Source organism: Actinomadura sp. NPDC047616 (assembly GCF_040642915.1).
GTDB classification, from domain to species: Bacteria; Actinomycetota; Actinomycetes; order Streptosporangiales; family Streptosporangiaceae; genus Spirillospora; species Spirillospora miaoliensis.
Map to the genome: position 1 here is coordinate 290,641 of NZ_JBEYTB010000008.1, position 13,928 is coordinate 304,568.

The 13,928-nt window shown below is 75.0% G+C and carries 15 protein-coding genes; 4 read left to right on the top strand and 11 right to left on the bottom strand.

What is annotated here, in order from left to right:
• Positions 1–6 precede the first annotated feature (6 nt).
• The 10 genes from ABZ801_RS21180 to ABZ801_RS21225 form a co-directional block, all read right to left on the bottom strand.
• Positions 7–390 (bottom strand): anti-sigma regulatory factor, encoded by a 384-nt coding sequence (locus tag ABZ801_RS21180; protein WP_360700393.1) that lies wholly within the window; start codon positions 388–390, stop codon positions 7–9.
• A gap of 41 nt (positions 391–431) precedes the next feature.
• The gene (locus ABZ801_RS21185) at positions 432–818 is read right to left on the bottom strand and encodes an STAS domain-containing protein (protein ID WP_360700149.1); all 387 of its coding nucleotides are present in this window, start codon (positions 816–818) and stop codon (positions 432–434) included.
• A gap of 9 nt (positions 819–827) precedes the next feature.
• A complete protein-coding gene (locus ABZ801_RS21190) occupies positions 828–1,685 on the bottom strand; it encodes an STAS domain-containing protein (protein WP_360700152.1) in 858 nt (285 codons plus the stop codon).
• 264 nt (positions 1,686–1,949) lie between these two features.
• On the bottom strand, positions 1,950–4,049 hold the full coding sequence (locus tag ABZ801_RS21195) for an MMPL family transporter (protein ID WP_360700155.1): 2,100 nt from the start codon (positions 4,047–4,049) through the stop codon (positions 1,950–1,952).
• Positions 4,046–4,306: a hypothetical protein gene (locus ABZ801_RS21200; protein ID WP_344940515.1), complete on the bottom strand. Its 261-nt coding sequence runs from the start codon at positions 4,304–4,306 to the stop codon at positions 4,046–4,048. Before ABZ801_RS21200 ends, ABZ801_RS21195 begins: the two co-directional genes overlap by 4 nt.
• A 122-nt stretch (positions 4,307–4,428) precedes the next feature.
• Positions 4,429–5,088: a response regulator transcription factor gene (locus ABZ801_RS21205; protein ID WP_360700158.1), complete on the bottom strand. Its 660-nt coding sequence runs from the start codon at positions 5,086–5,088 to the stop codon at positions 4,429–4,431.
• On the bottom strand, positions 5,085–6,200 hold the full coding sequence (locus ABZ801_RS21210) for a sensor histidine kinase (RefSeq protein ID WP_360700161.1): 1,116 nt from the start codon (positions 6,198–6,200) through the stop codon (positions 5,085–5,087). The genes ABZ801_RS21205 and ABZ801_RS21210 overlap by 4 nt, the downstream gene beginning before the upstream one ends.
• Positions 6,201–6,220: 20 nt before the next feature.
• Positions 6,221–6,667 (bottom strand): hypothetical protein, encoded by a 447-nt coding sequence (locus tag ABZ801_RS21215; protein ID WP_344940524.1) that lies wholly within the window; start codon positions 6,665–6,667, stop codon positions 6,221–6,223.
• Between the two features lie 79 nt (positions 6,668–6,746).
• Entirely contained in the window at positions 6,747–7,655 is a 909-nt protein-coding gene (locus ABZ801_RS21220) for an LLM class flavin-dependent oxidoreductase (RefSeq protein ID WP_360700164.1), read from the bottom strand.
• A 184-nt stretch (positions 7,656–7,839) separates the two neighbouring features.
• A complete protein-coding gene (locus ABZ801_RS21225; RefSeq protein ID WP_360700167.1) occupies positions 7,840–8,289 on the bottom strand; it encodes a hypothetical protein in 450 nt (149 codons plus the stop codon).
• 68 nt (positions 8,290–8,357) lie between these two features.
• Here ABZ801_RS21225 and ABZ801_RS21230 point away from each other — a divergent pair, with 68 nt between their 5' ends.
• Positions 8,358–8,882: a helix-turn-helix domain-containing protein gene (locus ABZ801_RS21230; RefSeq protein WP_360700170.1), complete on the top strand. Its 525-nt coding sequence runs from the start codon at positions 8,358–8,360 to the stop codon at positions 8,880–8,882.
• An 81-nt stretch (positions 8,883–8,963) separates the two neighbouring features.
• Here ABZ801_RS21230 and ABZ801_RS21235 read toward each other — a convergent pair whose 3' ends face one another.
• A complete protein-coding gene (locus ABZ801_RS21235) occupies positions 8,964–10,004 on the bottom strand; it encodes an NAD(P)-dependent alcohol dehydrogenase (protein WP_360700173.1) in 1,041 nt (346 codons plus the stop codon).
• Positions 10,005–10,280: 276 nt separating this feature from the next.
• Here ABZ801_RS21235 and ABZ801_RS21240 point away from each other — a divergent pair, with 276 nt between their 5' ends.
• The 3 genes from ABZ801_RS21240 to ABZ801_RS21250 are packed head-to-tail and all read left to right on the top strand — an operon-like array spanning position 10,281 to position 13,853.
• Positions 10,281–10,529, top strand: a complete 249-nt coding sequence (locus tag ABZ801_RS21240; protein WP_360700176.1) for an ATP-binding protein — start codon at positions 10,281–10,283, stop codon at positions 10,527–10,529.
• 52 nt (positions 10,530–10,581) lie between these two features.
• Positions 10,582–13,182, top strand: a complete 2,601-nt coding sequence (locus tag ABZ801_RS21245; protein WP_360700178.1) for a DUF4118 domain-containing protein — start codon at positions 10,582–10,584, stop codon at positions 13,180–13,182.
• A complete protein-coding gene (locus tag ABZ801_RS21250) occupies positions 13,179–13,853 on the top strand; it encodes a response regulator (protein ID WP_360700181.1) in 675 nt (224 codons plus the stop codon). Before ABZ801_RS21245 ends, ABZ801_RS21250 begins: the two co-directional genes overlap by 4 nt.
• The last annotated feature ends 75 nt before the right edge of the window (positions 13,854–13,928 follow it).

The window sequence follows — 13,928 nt, forward strand, 5'->3', positions numbered from 1 at the left end:
GGCGGCTCACCCCGGTCCGGCCGGGCGGACCGACCACAGCACCGCCGTGACCGTGGTCCCCCGGCCCGGCTCGGTGTCGATGGTGAAGTCGTCCACCAGCCGCCGCGTCCCGCCGAGGCCCATGCCGAGCCCGCCCGCGCTGCTGTAGCCGTCGGACAGGGCGCGCGCCACGTCGGCGATGCCCGGCCCCTCGTCGGTGAACGTCAGCCGCACGCCGCGCCGCCCGTGCCGCTCCACCTCGACGATCTCCACCCGTCCGCCCCCGCCGTGCACCAGCGTGTTGCGGGCCAGCTCGCTGGCGGCGGTGATCAGCTTGGTCTGTTCCACCAGGCTCATCCCGATCCGGATGGCCGACTCGCGCACGGCCTGCCGGACGGCCGCCATCTCCATGTCGCTGGTGATCGGCAGCACCGCCCCGGCCGCCGGGCCTCTCAACGCCCGTCCTGATCATGTGCGCCGGGCGCCGCCGGCGCGGCGCCCAGCAGGTCCAGCGCGTGCGGCAGCGACCGCGCGGTGGTGACGCCGGGCAGGTCGAGCCCCATCTCCACCAGCGTCGCGGCGACCGGCGGCCGCATGCCCGCCACGACGGTGCGGGCCGCCAGCAGCCGCACCGACAGCGCGATCTCGGTCAGCACCCGGGCCAGGAAGGAGTCGACCACCTCCACCGCGGAGATGTCGATGATCACGCCGCGGGCGCCGGTGGCGGCGGCGCGCTCCAGCAGCTCCTCCTGCAGCGTCAGCGCGAGCTGGTCGGTCAGCTGGGTCTGGATCGTGGCCAGCAGCACGTCCTGCAGGTCCAGGATGGCAACGCGTTCCATCGTCGCCTCTCAGCCCGGCAGCGGTGCGCCGATCCGCCGCAACGCGTAGCCGAGCGCGTCGGCGAGCGTTGCGCGGGTGCGTATCTCACCGAGGTCGATGCCCAGTGAGGCGATGGTCTGGGCGATCTGCGGGCGGATGCCGCTCACCACGCACTCGGTGCCCATCAGCCGCACCGCCAGGGCGGTCTTCATCAGGTGCTGGGCCACGACGGTGTCGACCATCGGCACGCCGGTGATGTCCAGGATCGCCACCCGGGCCTGGTGCTCGACGATCGACTCCAGCAGCGTCTCCATCACCACCTGGCTGCGGGCGCTGTCCAGGGTGCCGATCAGCGGCACCGACAGCACGCCGTCCCAGAGCTTGAGGACGGGCGTGGCCATCTCCAGGATCTCCTGCCGCTGCCGCGCGACGACGGCCGCGTCCTTGTCGACCGCGGTGTCCATCACCACCAGCCGCAGGGTGCCCAGCAGCTCGACGGCCGCGGCCCGCGCCGCCCACCGCCGTTCGCCCTGGCCGTCCAGCTCCTCGTCCACCGCCGTCAGGACGGGTTCGCGCAGCTCGGCGACGTCCGTCAGCATCCGCGTGAGCGGGCTGCCCGCGGCCGTGCGCGCGGCGATCGTCTCGCCGAGCTGCGTCCGCACGCCCTCGAACCCGGCGGCCCAGGGGTCGTCGCCGCGCCCGCCGTCGGCCACGTCCGCGAGCGCGTCGGTCAGCCGGCGCGCCGCCTCCACGGCCGCGTCGCGGCCGGAGACGTACACGGTCCGGAAGAACGCCTGGTCCGCCCAGCGCTGCGCGATCTGCTCCCGCCGCGCCCGCAGCACCTCGGCCACGGTCCGTTCGGCGCCGTCGAAAGTCCCTTCGCTCACGCGGATGCCCTTCTAGCCGCAGCCGTACGCACCGGCGCACGCCCGGACGGGGTCGGCGGCCCGCGGGCGGCGCGCTCGATGACGGAACACCACCGCCACCGGGATCCTTGTCATCCGGCAATAGTAATGAAGAGCGGTACCCGAACCAAACTTCCCCCTTCCGCCGCCCCACCCTCCCACGGCCGCGCGCCTTTACGTTGTAGATCATGACTGTGCCGCCCCGGGGCGTTCGCCCGGGGCGGCACGCGCGGCTCGGAAGGGCGCTCAGCCGGTGGGGCGTTCCAGCGCCACCTCCGGAAGGCGCCTGGCCAGGGGGCCGGGCAGCCACCAGGCGCGGCGGCCCAGCAGTTGCATGACGGCCGGGACGATCAGGCAGCGGATGACCACGGCGTCCAGCAGGATCGCGACCGCCAGGCCCAGGCCGAACTGCTGCAGCATCCGGCTCGGGCTCAGGACGAACGCGGCGAACACCACGATCATGATGGCCGCCGCGGCGGTGATGACCTGCCCGGTCGCGGTGAGGCCCTCGCGGACGGCGCGTCCCGGGTCGCGCGTGGCGGTCCACTCCTCGTGGATCCGCGACAGCAGGAACACCTCGTAGTCCATGGACAGCCCGAACACGATCGCGAAGATCATCACGGGGATGAACGCCTCGATCGGGCCCGGCGGCACCCCGAACCAGCCGTGCTGGAACACCAGCGTGATCGCGCCCAGCGCGGCGGCGATGCTGAGCAGGTTGAGCAGCGCCGCCTTGACCGGGATCAGCACCGAGCGGAACACCACCAGGAGCAGCAGCGCCGACAGGCCCACCACGATCGTGACGAACAGCGGCAGCCGCGAGGCGACGGTGTCGGCGAAGTCCTGGGTGGCGGCGGTGGGGCCGCCGACCAGGAAGCCGTCGGGCAGCACGTCCTCGCGCAGGGTGTGCACCAGGTCGGCGGTCCGCTCGTCCTGCGGCGCCGCGTCCGGGAAGACGATCAGCGTGTGCACCGCGCCGTCGCGGGACGGCAGCGGCGGGGTGGTCGCGGCGACGCCGTCGGTGCGGGCCAGGATCTGCTGCACGCGCTGCGCCTCCCCCGCGCCCGTCTCACCGACGACGACCAGCGGCCCGCTGAAGCCGGGCCCGAAGCCCTCGGCGAGCAGGTCGTAGGCCTTGCGGGTGGTGGACGAGGCCGGGTCGTTGCCCGCGTCGGCGAAGCCGAGGCGCATGTCCAGGGCGGGCGCCGACAGCGCCAGCAGTGCGGCGAGCGCCACCAGCAGGGCGGGCAGCGGACGGCGCTGCACCGCCGTGGCCAGCCGCCGCCAGCCCGCGCCGGGCTCCCTGCCGCGCGCGGCGGTCCGGCTCGCGCGCCTGCGCACGTGCCGCTGGATGCGCCCGCCGAAGAAGCCCAGCAGCGCGGGCAGCAGCACCAGCGCGGCGAGCATGGTGACCAGCACGGTCAGCGCGACCGCGACGGCCACGCCCTGCAACGCGCCGAGGCCGAGCGCGATCAGGCCCAGCAGCGCGATGACGACGGTGCAGGCGGCGACGAAGACGGTGCGGCCCGCGGCGTCCAGGGCGCGGCGCGTGGCGTCCCGCGGTTCGGCGCCCTCCAGCAGCTCGTGCCGGTAGCGGTAGAAGACCAGCAGCGCGTAGTCGACGCCGACGCCGAGGCCGACCAGCATCAGGATCGGCGGGGTGAAGTCGGCGACCGTGGCCAGGTGCGAGGCCAGCCCGATCAGCCCGATCGCCGAACCGACCGCGAACAGCGCGGTCACCAGCGGCAGCGCGGCGGCGACCAGCGAGCCGAACAGCAGCACGAGGATGACCAGCGCGGCCAGCATGCCCGCGCCCTCGGCGCCGCCGCCGCTCTCCTCGGCGCCGCGCGCCGCATCCCCGCCGACCTCCACCTGGAGCCCGCCGGACGCGGCCGACCGCGCGGTGTCGACGATGCGGACGACGTCGTCGCGCGGGACCTCCTCCGCCTTGCCGGTGAGCGTGACGGTGGCGTACCCGATGGTGCCGTCGCGGGAGATCGCGGCGCGGTCGTCGTAGGGGGCGCGGACGGCCGCGACGCCCGGCAGGCCGCCCACCCGCCCGACCACGTCGCGGACGCGGCGTTCGGTGTCCGGCGCGCGCAGCCCGCCCGGCGCCTTCACCACGATCTGCAGGGAGTCGCCCGCCTGCGCGGCGCCGTGCTCGGTGAGCAGGTCGCCCGCCCGCTGCGACTGGGTACCGGGCAGGGTGAAGTCGTTGCGGTAGTCGGTGCCCACGGCCCGCGCGGCGACGGTGACGGCGACCAGCACCAGCGCCCACAGGCCGAGCGCGATCCAGCGGCGCCGGTACGACCAGGCGGCCAGGCGTCCGAACAGTCCGGTCGTCACCGGCGGCCTCCGTTCTCCCGGGCCGCCACGCGAACCCCCACGAACGCGCCGACCACCGCGAGCAGCGGCGGCAGCCCCGCGAACAGGACCAGCAGGGCGGGCGTGTCCTCCACGTCGAGGGTCACGCCGAGGACGAAGTGGCAGAACGCGGCGAACGCCTCCGTCGCGAAGAAGCCCCCCGCCCCGCCGACCAGGAAGCCGACCACGGCGGCCCCGGCCTTGCTCGCCGGCGAGGGACCGGATTGGTTGTCGTTCATGCTCACAGGCTGCTGCCGGGGCATGGCGGTGCGCATCGGCCGCGAGGCGCCGGTCCGGTACCCCGTTTGTTGCGCGCGCCGGCCGCGCCCCTACACCCCCGGTTGCGGCGGGCGGCGCCGCGTCAGCCGGCCCAGCCGGGACGCACCAGGCCGCTCTCGTAGGCCAGCACGACCAGCGCCGCGCGGTCGCGCACGTCCAGCTTGGTCATGACGCGGCTGACCTGGCTCTTGACGGTGGCCGGGCGCAGCTCCAGCCGCGCCGCGATCTCGTCGTTGGAGTGGCCCTCGGCGACCAGCTCGACGATCTGGCGTTCGCGCGGGGTGAGGGCGTTCACCCGCGGGCCCGGCTCGGGCGCCGCCTTGCGGCCCGCGTACTCGGCGATGAGCCGCCGCGTCACCGACGGGCTGATCAGCGCGTCGCCGCGGGCGGCGACCCGCACCGCGCGCAGCAGCTCCTCCGGCTCGGTGTCCTTGACCAGGAAGCCCGCCACGCCCGCGCGCAGCGCGCCGTAGACGAACTCGTCCAGGTCGAAGGTCGTCAGGATCACCACGCGCACCGACGGGTCGGCGGCGGCGATGCGGCGGGCCGCGGCCAGGCCGTCCATGCCCGGCATCCGGATGTCCAGGAGGACCACGTCGGGCCGCAGCTCCCGCGCCGCCTCGACCGCGCCCGCGCCGTCGGCCGCCTCGCCGACGACGGTGATGTCGTCCTCGTCGTCGAGCAGGGAGCGGAATCCGGCGCGCACCAGCCCCTGGTCGTCGGCGAGCAGTACCCGGATCATCCGTCCGCCCCGTAAGGCAGCCGGGCCCGCACGCGGAACCCGCCGCCCGGCACGGGCCCGGCGGTCAGCTCGCCGCCCAGCGCCCGCGCGCGTTCCCGCATGCCGCGGATGCCGCTGCCGTCCCCGCCCGTGTCCACGGCGGCGCCCCTTCCGTCGTCCTCGACCTCCACCAGCAGGTCCGCCGTACCGTAGCCGATCCGCAGGGTGACGCGGCGGGCCGCGGCGTGCCGGGTCACGTTGGTGATGGCCTCCTGCAGGATGCGGTAGGCGGCCAGGTCCACCCCGGCGGGCAGCGGACGCGGGTCGCCCTCCACGCGCACCGCCGTCTCCAGCGACGCCAGCTCGGCGTGCCGGACCAGGTCGTCCAGCCGGTCCAGCCGCCCGGCGGGCTCGGTGCCCGGCTGCTCGTCGACGGCGCGCAGCACGCCGAGCGTGGCGCGCATCTCGCGCAGCGTCTCGCGGCTGGCCTCCTTGATCACGCTGAGCGCCCGCCCCGCCTGCTCGGGATCGCGGTGCAGCCGGTGCAGCGCGGTGCCCGCCTGCACGTTGATCATCGACAGGTGGTGGCCGACGACGTCGTGCAGCTCGCGCGCGATGCGCAGCCGTTCGGCGGTGGCGCGCCAGCGCGCCTCCTCCTCGGCCCGCCGCACCGCCGCGCGCAGCGCCTCCTGGCGGCCGTGCCGGACGGCGCCGAGGGCGACCAGCGCCACCACCCAGCCGGTCATCATGATGATCGCGACGCTGTTGACGTCCTCGTTCCCGGCGAGCGTGCCGAGCCCGGCGGCGATCACCAGGACCGCGCCGAGCGCCGCGGCGGTGCGCACGCGCCCGCCCGCGGCGACCACGTACAGCGTGAGGATCGTCACGACGATCAGCGGCCCGTCGACCGGGCTGAGCACGTAGTACACGCCGGTGGCCACCAGCGCGTACACGCCCCCGGCCACGGGACGGCGCCGCAGCAGCGGCAGCGTGCCGCACACGCTCAGCACCAGCACCCCGTCCACGACCGCCCGCCACGGCGGATGGGCGGGCGCGCGCAGCCACATCGCGACCGTGCTCCCGACGACCAGCACCGTCAGCGCGGCGGCCGCCGCCCCGTGGCGAGACAGCATCACCCCAGCATAGGGAGCGATCAGCCGCCTTCCGCAGCGCCGCCGGTCGTGGCGCGGCGTTCGGAGGCCGCGTCCGCCAGCAGGCCGAGGCCGATGCCGAGCAGCCAGACGTCCTTGCTGACGCCGATGCCCGCCTGGCTGGGCCAGACGCTGCCGGGCTTGCGCAGGCCGGGAGCGCGCAGATAGAACGCGACCAGGGAGCCGCCGAACCCGGTGAGGGCCGTCCCCGCCAGGGCGTTCGGGACGAACGGGGCCAGCAGCGCGGCGCCGGTGGCGATCTGCCCGGCGGCCAGCAGGCGCAGGAACCTGCGCGGTGGGACGCCCTTGAGGAACGGGAAGGCGGCGGCGGCCATGCCGTGCGTGGCCGTGGCCTGCTCCTCGTCCCCGTTCCACAACTCCAGCCCGCTGTGCAGGATGTACGCGCCGCTCGCCAGGCGGCTCGGAACGGTCCTGAGCTTCAGCTTCATCGCATCCTCCTGGTGGACGGACGGTCGGGCATGCGATGGGGGGCCGGGTCGGGTTCGGGCGCCGGGGGCGGCGCCGGGGTCAGGTCCGGCTGGCGGACGCGCGGGCGGAGGCGACCAGCTCGCGGGTCGCGGGGGCGACCTCCCCGCCGAACGTCCGCAGGACGGCGGGGTCGTCGGCCATGACGATGTAGCCGCTGACGCCGTACTCCAGGGTCAGCCCGGCCAGCTGCTCGGCCCACCGCCCGGGCGGTCCGGAGAACAGCTCCTCGCCGCCGGGCCCGAACCGGCCGCCGACGTTGAGCAGGCGGCGCACCGCGGCCGGGTCGCGTCCGGCCGCGGCGGCGGCCTCGTCGATGATCGCGTTGCCGTCGGCGAGGCGGCGCACGTCGCTCAGGTACGGCAGCGAGGGCAGCCAGCCGTCGGCCTTGCCGCCGACCAGGCGCAGCATCCTGGGCTTGTAGGCGCCCAGCCAGATGCCGATGTCGTGGGCGGGTGCGGGGCCGCGCTTGGCGCCGTCCACCTGGTAGTACGTGCCGTCGATGCGCAGCCGCGCGGTGTTCCCGGCGTCCCAGACGCCGCGGATGACGTCGATGGCCTCGCCGAGCGCGTCGACGCTCTGCGCCGGGGTCAGGCGGCGCCCGCCCATGGCCTCGATGGCCTCCCGGAACCCGCCGGCGCCCAGGCCCAGCTCGAAGCGGCCGCCGCTGAGCAGGTCGAGGCTCGCCGCCGCGCGCGCCAGCACCGCCGGGGGACGCAGCGGGAGGTTCAGCACGTTGCCCGCCAGGCGGACGCGCTCGGTGCGCGCGGCCACGTAGGTCAGCAGCGTCCAGGTGTCCAGGAAACGCGGCTGGTAGGGGTGGTCCTGGAACGTCACCAGGTCCAGGCCGGCGGCCTCGGACGCCTGCGCGAGGTCGAGCACCTGTTTCGGGTCGGCGCTCCCCGGGGTGATGAACGAACCGAACATCAGGTCGTGGCCGTAGTCGGGCATGGCTCCCCTCGCTCCCCGCCGCGCGGACGTGTGGCCGTGCGGTCCCCATGTGATCAGGGATGTGCCGTGGAACCGCGCGTCTCGGGACGGTATTCCGCTCCTGCCGTGGGGGAAACGGCACGGCGCGTGCGACGCGCCGGAGCTTGTCACGGAACGCCGCACGCTCGGGAGTGACCGGCTCGTCTCAGCCGGCGGCCGCGGGAGCGCCCGTGGTGAACTCGATGATGTCGGGCAGGCGGAACACCCGGCCCATGGCGCCCCAGTTGCCGTCCGGGATCTCGACCAGGTGCACCCAGGCGACGGGGGCGGCATAGAGGCGGCCGGCGTCCTCCTCGGCCTCGGCCAGGACGCGGGTGACGCGTTCGACCATCTCGCGGCGCTTGCCGTCGTCCAGCGACCCGGCCGGGACGCTCACCCGCACCAGGTAGCGCGGGGGCTCGTCCGCGCCGGCGGCCCGGCCGCCGACGAACCACTCCGCCGGCTCGGTGACCACCAGCCAGGAGATGTCCCGTGCGGCCTGGGTGTCGGGCGCGCCCTCCACCGCCATCACCTCGGCCACCAGCCGCTGCTTGGCCCGCGTGCCGCGCTCGCCGTCCAGCGCGCCCCGGGGCGCGAACAGCTCGACGAAGGGCATGGCCCACCTCCAGTGAGTACTTGTATTGAACTGACCCGTCGTGAGCGACCCTAGGACGGGTGCGTTCAATGAGTCAACCGACTAGCCTGGAGGCCGTGCAGAAGACCAGCTTCGCCGACATGCACTGCTCGATCGGGCGGACCCTGGAGGTGGTCGGGCACTGGTGGAGCCCGCTGATCGTCCGGGACGTCCACCTCGGCCTGCACCGCTTCGACGACATCGCCGGGAACCTGGGCATCTCCCGCAACCTGCTCACGCGGCGCCTGGACGACCTGGTCGCCGCGGGGATCCTCGAACGCAGGCGCTACCAGGACCGTCCGCCCCGGTACGAGTACCACCTGGCCGAGGCCGGCCGGGACCTGGTGCCGGTGCTGATGGCGATGATGGCCTGGGGCGACAAGTGGCAGACGCCGCCCGGCGGTCCGCCCGCCCTGCTCGTCCACGACGCCTGCGGCCGGGAGTTCACGCCCCGGGTCTGCTGCTCCGAATGCGGCGCGGAGATCACCGCCGGCACGGTCACCGCGCGATCCGGCCCGGGGGCGGCCGCCGGGCCCGGCACGCGCCTGCTCGGCGGCCGCGTCCACCGCACCTGACCACCGCGCCTACCAGCGGGCCCGACCAGTGCGCCCGGCCACCGGGCGCGGTGGCCGGGCGCGACGCGGCGGACGGGGCCGTCAGATCGTGGCGGCGTCGATCACGAACCGGTAGCGCACGTCGCTGTTCAGCACGCGCTCCCACGCCTCGTTGATCTGGTCGGCGCGGATCAGCTCGATCTCGGCGCCGAGGCCGTGCTCGGCGCAGAAGTCGAGCATCTCCTGCGTCTCTGCGATGCCGCCGATCGCCGATCCGGCCAGGCTGCGGCGGCCGAAGATCAGCGAGAACACGTTCAGCGAGACCGGCTCCTCGGGGGCGCCGACGTTGGCCAGCACGCCGTCGGTCTTCAGCAGCCCCAGGTAGGCGTCCAGGTCGAGCCGCGCCGAGACGGTGCACAGGAGCAGGTCGAACCGTCCGGCCAGCTTCTCGAAGGTCGCCGGGTCGCCGGTGGCGTGGTAGTGGTCGGCGCCCAGCTTCAGGCCGTCGTCCTTCTTGCGCAGCGTCTGGGACAGCACGGTCACCTCGGCGCCCAGCGCGTGCGCGATCTTGACGGCCATGTGGCCGAGGCCGCCCAGCCCGACGACGGCGACCCGCTTGCCCGGCCCGGCGTTCCAGTGCCGCAGCGGCGAGTAGGTGGTGATGCCGGCGCACAGCAGCGGCGCGGCCTCCTGCAGCGACAGGCCGTCGGGGATGCGCAGGACGAAGTTCTCGTCGACCACGATGTGCGTGGAGTAACCGCCGTGGGTCGGGTTCCCGGCGCGGTCGGTCCCGTTGTAGGTGTCGACGAACCCCTCCTGGCAGTACTGCTCCAGCCCCGCCCTGCAGTTGTCGCACTCGCGGCACGAGTCGACCATGCAGCCGACGCCCACCCGGTCGCCGACGGCGAACCCGGTCACGCCCGGGCCGGTCGCGGTGACGACGCCGGCGATCTCGTGCCCCGGCACCATCGGGAAGATCTGGTTGCCCCATTCGCCGCGGGCCTGGTGGATGTCGGAGTGACAGATGCCCGCGTACTTGATCTCGATCTGGACGTCGTGCTCGCCGACGGGACGGCGCTCGATCGTGGTGCGCTCCAGGGGCGCCCCGGCGGAGGGCGCCGCGTAGGCGGCGACGGTGCTCATATCGCGGTTCTCCTCAGCGGTCGGAAAGGTGGTTCCGAGGGACGTCACCCATCGTGGTGGGCCACGGCCGGCCGACCCAGGCTCTGGTCGTCCCTGGGACCGCCAGGACCCCCTTGGCGCCGGCCGCCCCCGGACGGCCAAGGGGCGTTAGGGACGTGTTAAGAGCGCGGGAGCGCGCGCTAAGAACGCGTCAAGACAGCACAGAAAGCACCCGAAACAGCGCTTTACTCCTAACGCGGCAGACACCTGGCCGCACGGGAGGGTGCCCGGGACCGGGTGTTCCTGCCGTTCCAGCGGCTGGACGACCGGTCGGCCGGGAGCGGGGTCGGGCTCGGCCTGGCGCTGTCGCGCGGGCTGACCGAGGCGATGGGCGGCACCCTGACCCCCGAGGAGACCCCCGGCGGCGGCCTCACCATGATCGTGTCGCTGCCCGCCGCGGGCACCGCCGAGGACGGCGCCGCCCTGCCCGGCCCGTACCGCTTCGACGCGGACCGCGCGTCCGGCCGTGCGGCGGGCGACCCGTAGATTTCGCATAGCCACAAAACGGGGATGATCCGGGCCTGGGGGGTGAACGGGCATGGGCAAGCGGGGCACCTGGCGCATCTACCTGGGCGCCGCGCCCGGCGTCGGCAAGACCTACGCCATGCTGAACGAGGGACGGCGGCGCGCCGCCCGCGGCACCGACGTGGTCGTCGGGCTCGTCGAGACGCACGGCCGCGCCCGCACCGCCGAGCAGATCGGCGACCTGGAGGTCGTCCCCCGCCGGGAGATCCGCTACCGGGGCCGGACGTTCACCGAGATGGACGTGGACGCGGTGCTGGCCCGCGGACCGCGGGTGGCGCTGGTCGACGAGCTGGCGCACACCAACGTGCCGGGCTCGCGCAACGCCAAGCGCTGGCAGGACATCGAGGAGCTGCTGGAGGCGGGCGTCGACGTGATCTCCACCGTCAACGTCCAGCACCTGGAGTCGCTGAACGACGTGGTCGAGCGCATCACCGGGGTGCGCCAGCGCGAGACCGTCCCCGACGAGGTGGTCCGCCGCGCCGAGCAGATCGAGATGGTCGACATGACCGCCGAGGCGCTGCGGCGCCGCATGGCGCACGGCGCCGTCTACCCGCCCGAGGAGATCGACGCGGCGCTGGCCAACTACTTCCGCGCCGGGAACCTGACCGCGCTGCGGGAGATCGCGCTGCTGTGGGTGGCCGACCGGGTGGACGAGGTCCTGGCCCGCTACCGGCACCGGCACGGCATCACCCGGCCCTGGGAGGCGCGCGAGCGGATCGTGGTGGCGCTGACCGGCGGCCCGGAGGGCGACACGCTGATCCGGCGGGCGGCGCGGCTGGCCGCGCACGCCGGGCACGCCGACCTGCTGGCGGTGCGGGTGGTGCGCGGCGACGGCCTCACCGAGCGCTTCCCGCGCGAGCCGGCCCGGCAGCGGGCGCTGCTGGAGAGCCTGGGCGGCACGTACCACCAGGTGGTGGGCGACGACGTCCCGACGGCGCTGCTGGAGTTCGCGCGCGGCGTCAACGCCACCCAGCTGGTGCTGGGGTCCAGCCGCAGGCCAGGCTGGCAGTTCGTGTTCGGGCCGGGCGTGGGCACCACCGTGGCGCGCGAGGCCGGGGACCTGGACGTGCACATCGTCACCCACGAGCACGTCGGCAAGGGCCGCGGACCGGGCCGGATGGCCGGGCCGGCGCTGAGCCGCCGCCGCCGCGCCGCCGGGTGGGCGCTGGCCGTGACGGGCCCGGCGCTGCTGACCGCGGTGCTGACGAACCTGCGCGGCGAGTCGGGGCTGACCACCGACATCCTGTTCTACCTGGCGCTGACGGTCGGGGTCGCGCTGGTGGGCGGGCTGTGGCCCGCGGTGGCCGCGGCGGTCCTGGGCTGCCTGCTGGCCAACTGGTTCTTCACCCCGCCGTACCACACGCTGAACGTCGCCCGTTTCGAGCACGTCGCCGCGCTGGTGATCTTCGTGGGGGTGGCGGTGGCGGTGTCGTCCGTGGTGGACCTGGCCGCCCGCCGCACCGCGCAGGCCGCGCGCAGCGGCGCCGAGGCCGAGACGCTGAGCATGCTGGCCACCAGCGTGCTGCGCGGCGAGCAGGCGCTGCCCGCGCTGCTGCGGCGCGTCCGCGAGACGTTCGGGGCCGGGTCGGTCGCGCTGCTGGAGCGTTCCGGCCACGGCTGGGTCACGCTCGGCGCCGCCGGTCCCGGCCCGTGCACCGACCCCGAGGACGCCGACGCGCACGCCGCGGTGCCCGCCGGATCCGGGCCGGACGGGCGCGGCGAGACGGTGCTGGCGCTGCGCGGACGGGTGCTGCCCGCCGCCGACCGGCGCGTCCTGACGGCGTTCGCCGCGCAGGCCGCGGCGGTGCTGGAGTGGCGGCGGCTGGCCGAGGAGGCGGCGCACGCCCGCCGGCTCGCCGAGGGCAACCGGATCCGCACCGCGCTGCTGGCCGCGGTCTCCCACGACCTGCGCACCCCGCTGGCGTCGATCAAGGCCGCCGTCAGCAGCCTGCGTTCGGCGGACGTGACCTGGGACCCCGAGGACGAGGCCGAGCTGCTGGCCGCCATCGAGGAGTCGGCCGACCGGCTCGACGGGCTGATCGGCAATCTGCTGGACATGAGCCGCCTGCAGACCGGCGCGGTGACGCCGCTGACCCGGCCGGTCGCGGTGGACGAGGTGCTGCCGAGGGCGCTGCGAGGCGTCCCCCCGGGCCGCGTCGTGGTGGACGTGCCCGACACGCTGCCGCCCGTGCCCGCCGACGCCGGGCTCCTGGAGCGGGCACTGGCCAACGTGGTGGAGAACGCGGTCCGGCACAGCCCCGGCACGGTGCTGGTGTCGGCGGACGAGCTGCGTTTCGGCGGCGGCCCCGGCCGGCTGGAGATCCGCGTCGTCGACCGGGGGCCGGGCGTGCCGGACGTCGACAAGGAGCGCGTCTTCGGCCCCTTCCAGCGGCTGGACGAGGGCAGGCGCGGCACCGGGGTCGGCCTCGGGCTGGCCGTCGCGCGCGGGTTCGTCGAGGCCATGGGCGGCACCCTGGACGCCGAGGACACCCCCGGCGGCGGGCTGACCATGGTGTTCGCGCTGCCGCTCGCGCCCGCACCGTCCGCCGTACCGGACGGGCCGCCCGCGCCGGAACACGGACCCGCTCGGGAACCGCAGGGAGGCACACGGTGACGCGCGTACTGGTCGTCGAGGACGAGCCGCAGCTCGTCCGGGCGCTGCGGATCAACCTGCGGGCCCGCGGCTACGAGGTGGACGCCGCGCCCGACGGCCGCACCGCCCTGGACCTGGCGGCCCGCCGCCACCCGGACGTGGTGGTGCTCGACCTGGGCCTGCCGGACATGGACGGCGTCGAGGTCATCCAGGGGCTGCGCGGCTGGCTGAACGTGCCGATCATCGTGCTGTCGGCGCGGCAGGCGTCCGCCGACAAGGTGGAGGCCCTGGACGTCGGCGCCGACGACTACGTCACCAAGCCGTTCGGCATGGACGAGCTGCTGGCCCGGCTGCGCGCCGCCGTCCGCCGCGCCGCCCCCGCCGGGGAGCACGCCATGGTGGAGACCGCCGCGTTCACCGTCGACCTGGCCGCCCGGAAGGTCACCCGCGGCGGCGCCGGCGTGCGGCTGACGCCCACCGAGTGGCACGTGCTGGAGGTGCTGGTCCGCAACTCCGGGCGGCTGGTCGACCAGAAGCGGCTGCTGCGCGAGGTGTGGGGTCCGGCGTACGAGAAGGAGACCGGCTACCTGCGCGTCTACCTGGCCCAGCTGCGCCGCAAGCTGGAACCCGACCCGGCCCGTCCCCGGCACCTGATCACCGAGCCCGGCATGGGCTACCGCTTCGACCCCTGAGCTTCGACCTGGACTCTTCGGCCGGACCTCGCCGTTAGGCGGGGGCCCGGCCGGGTACGCGGCGGATGAGGTGGT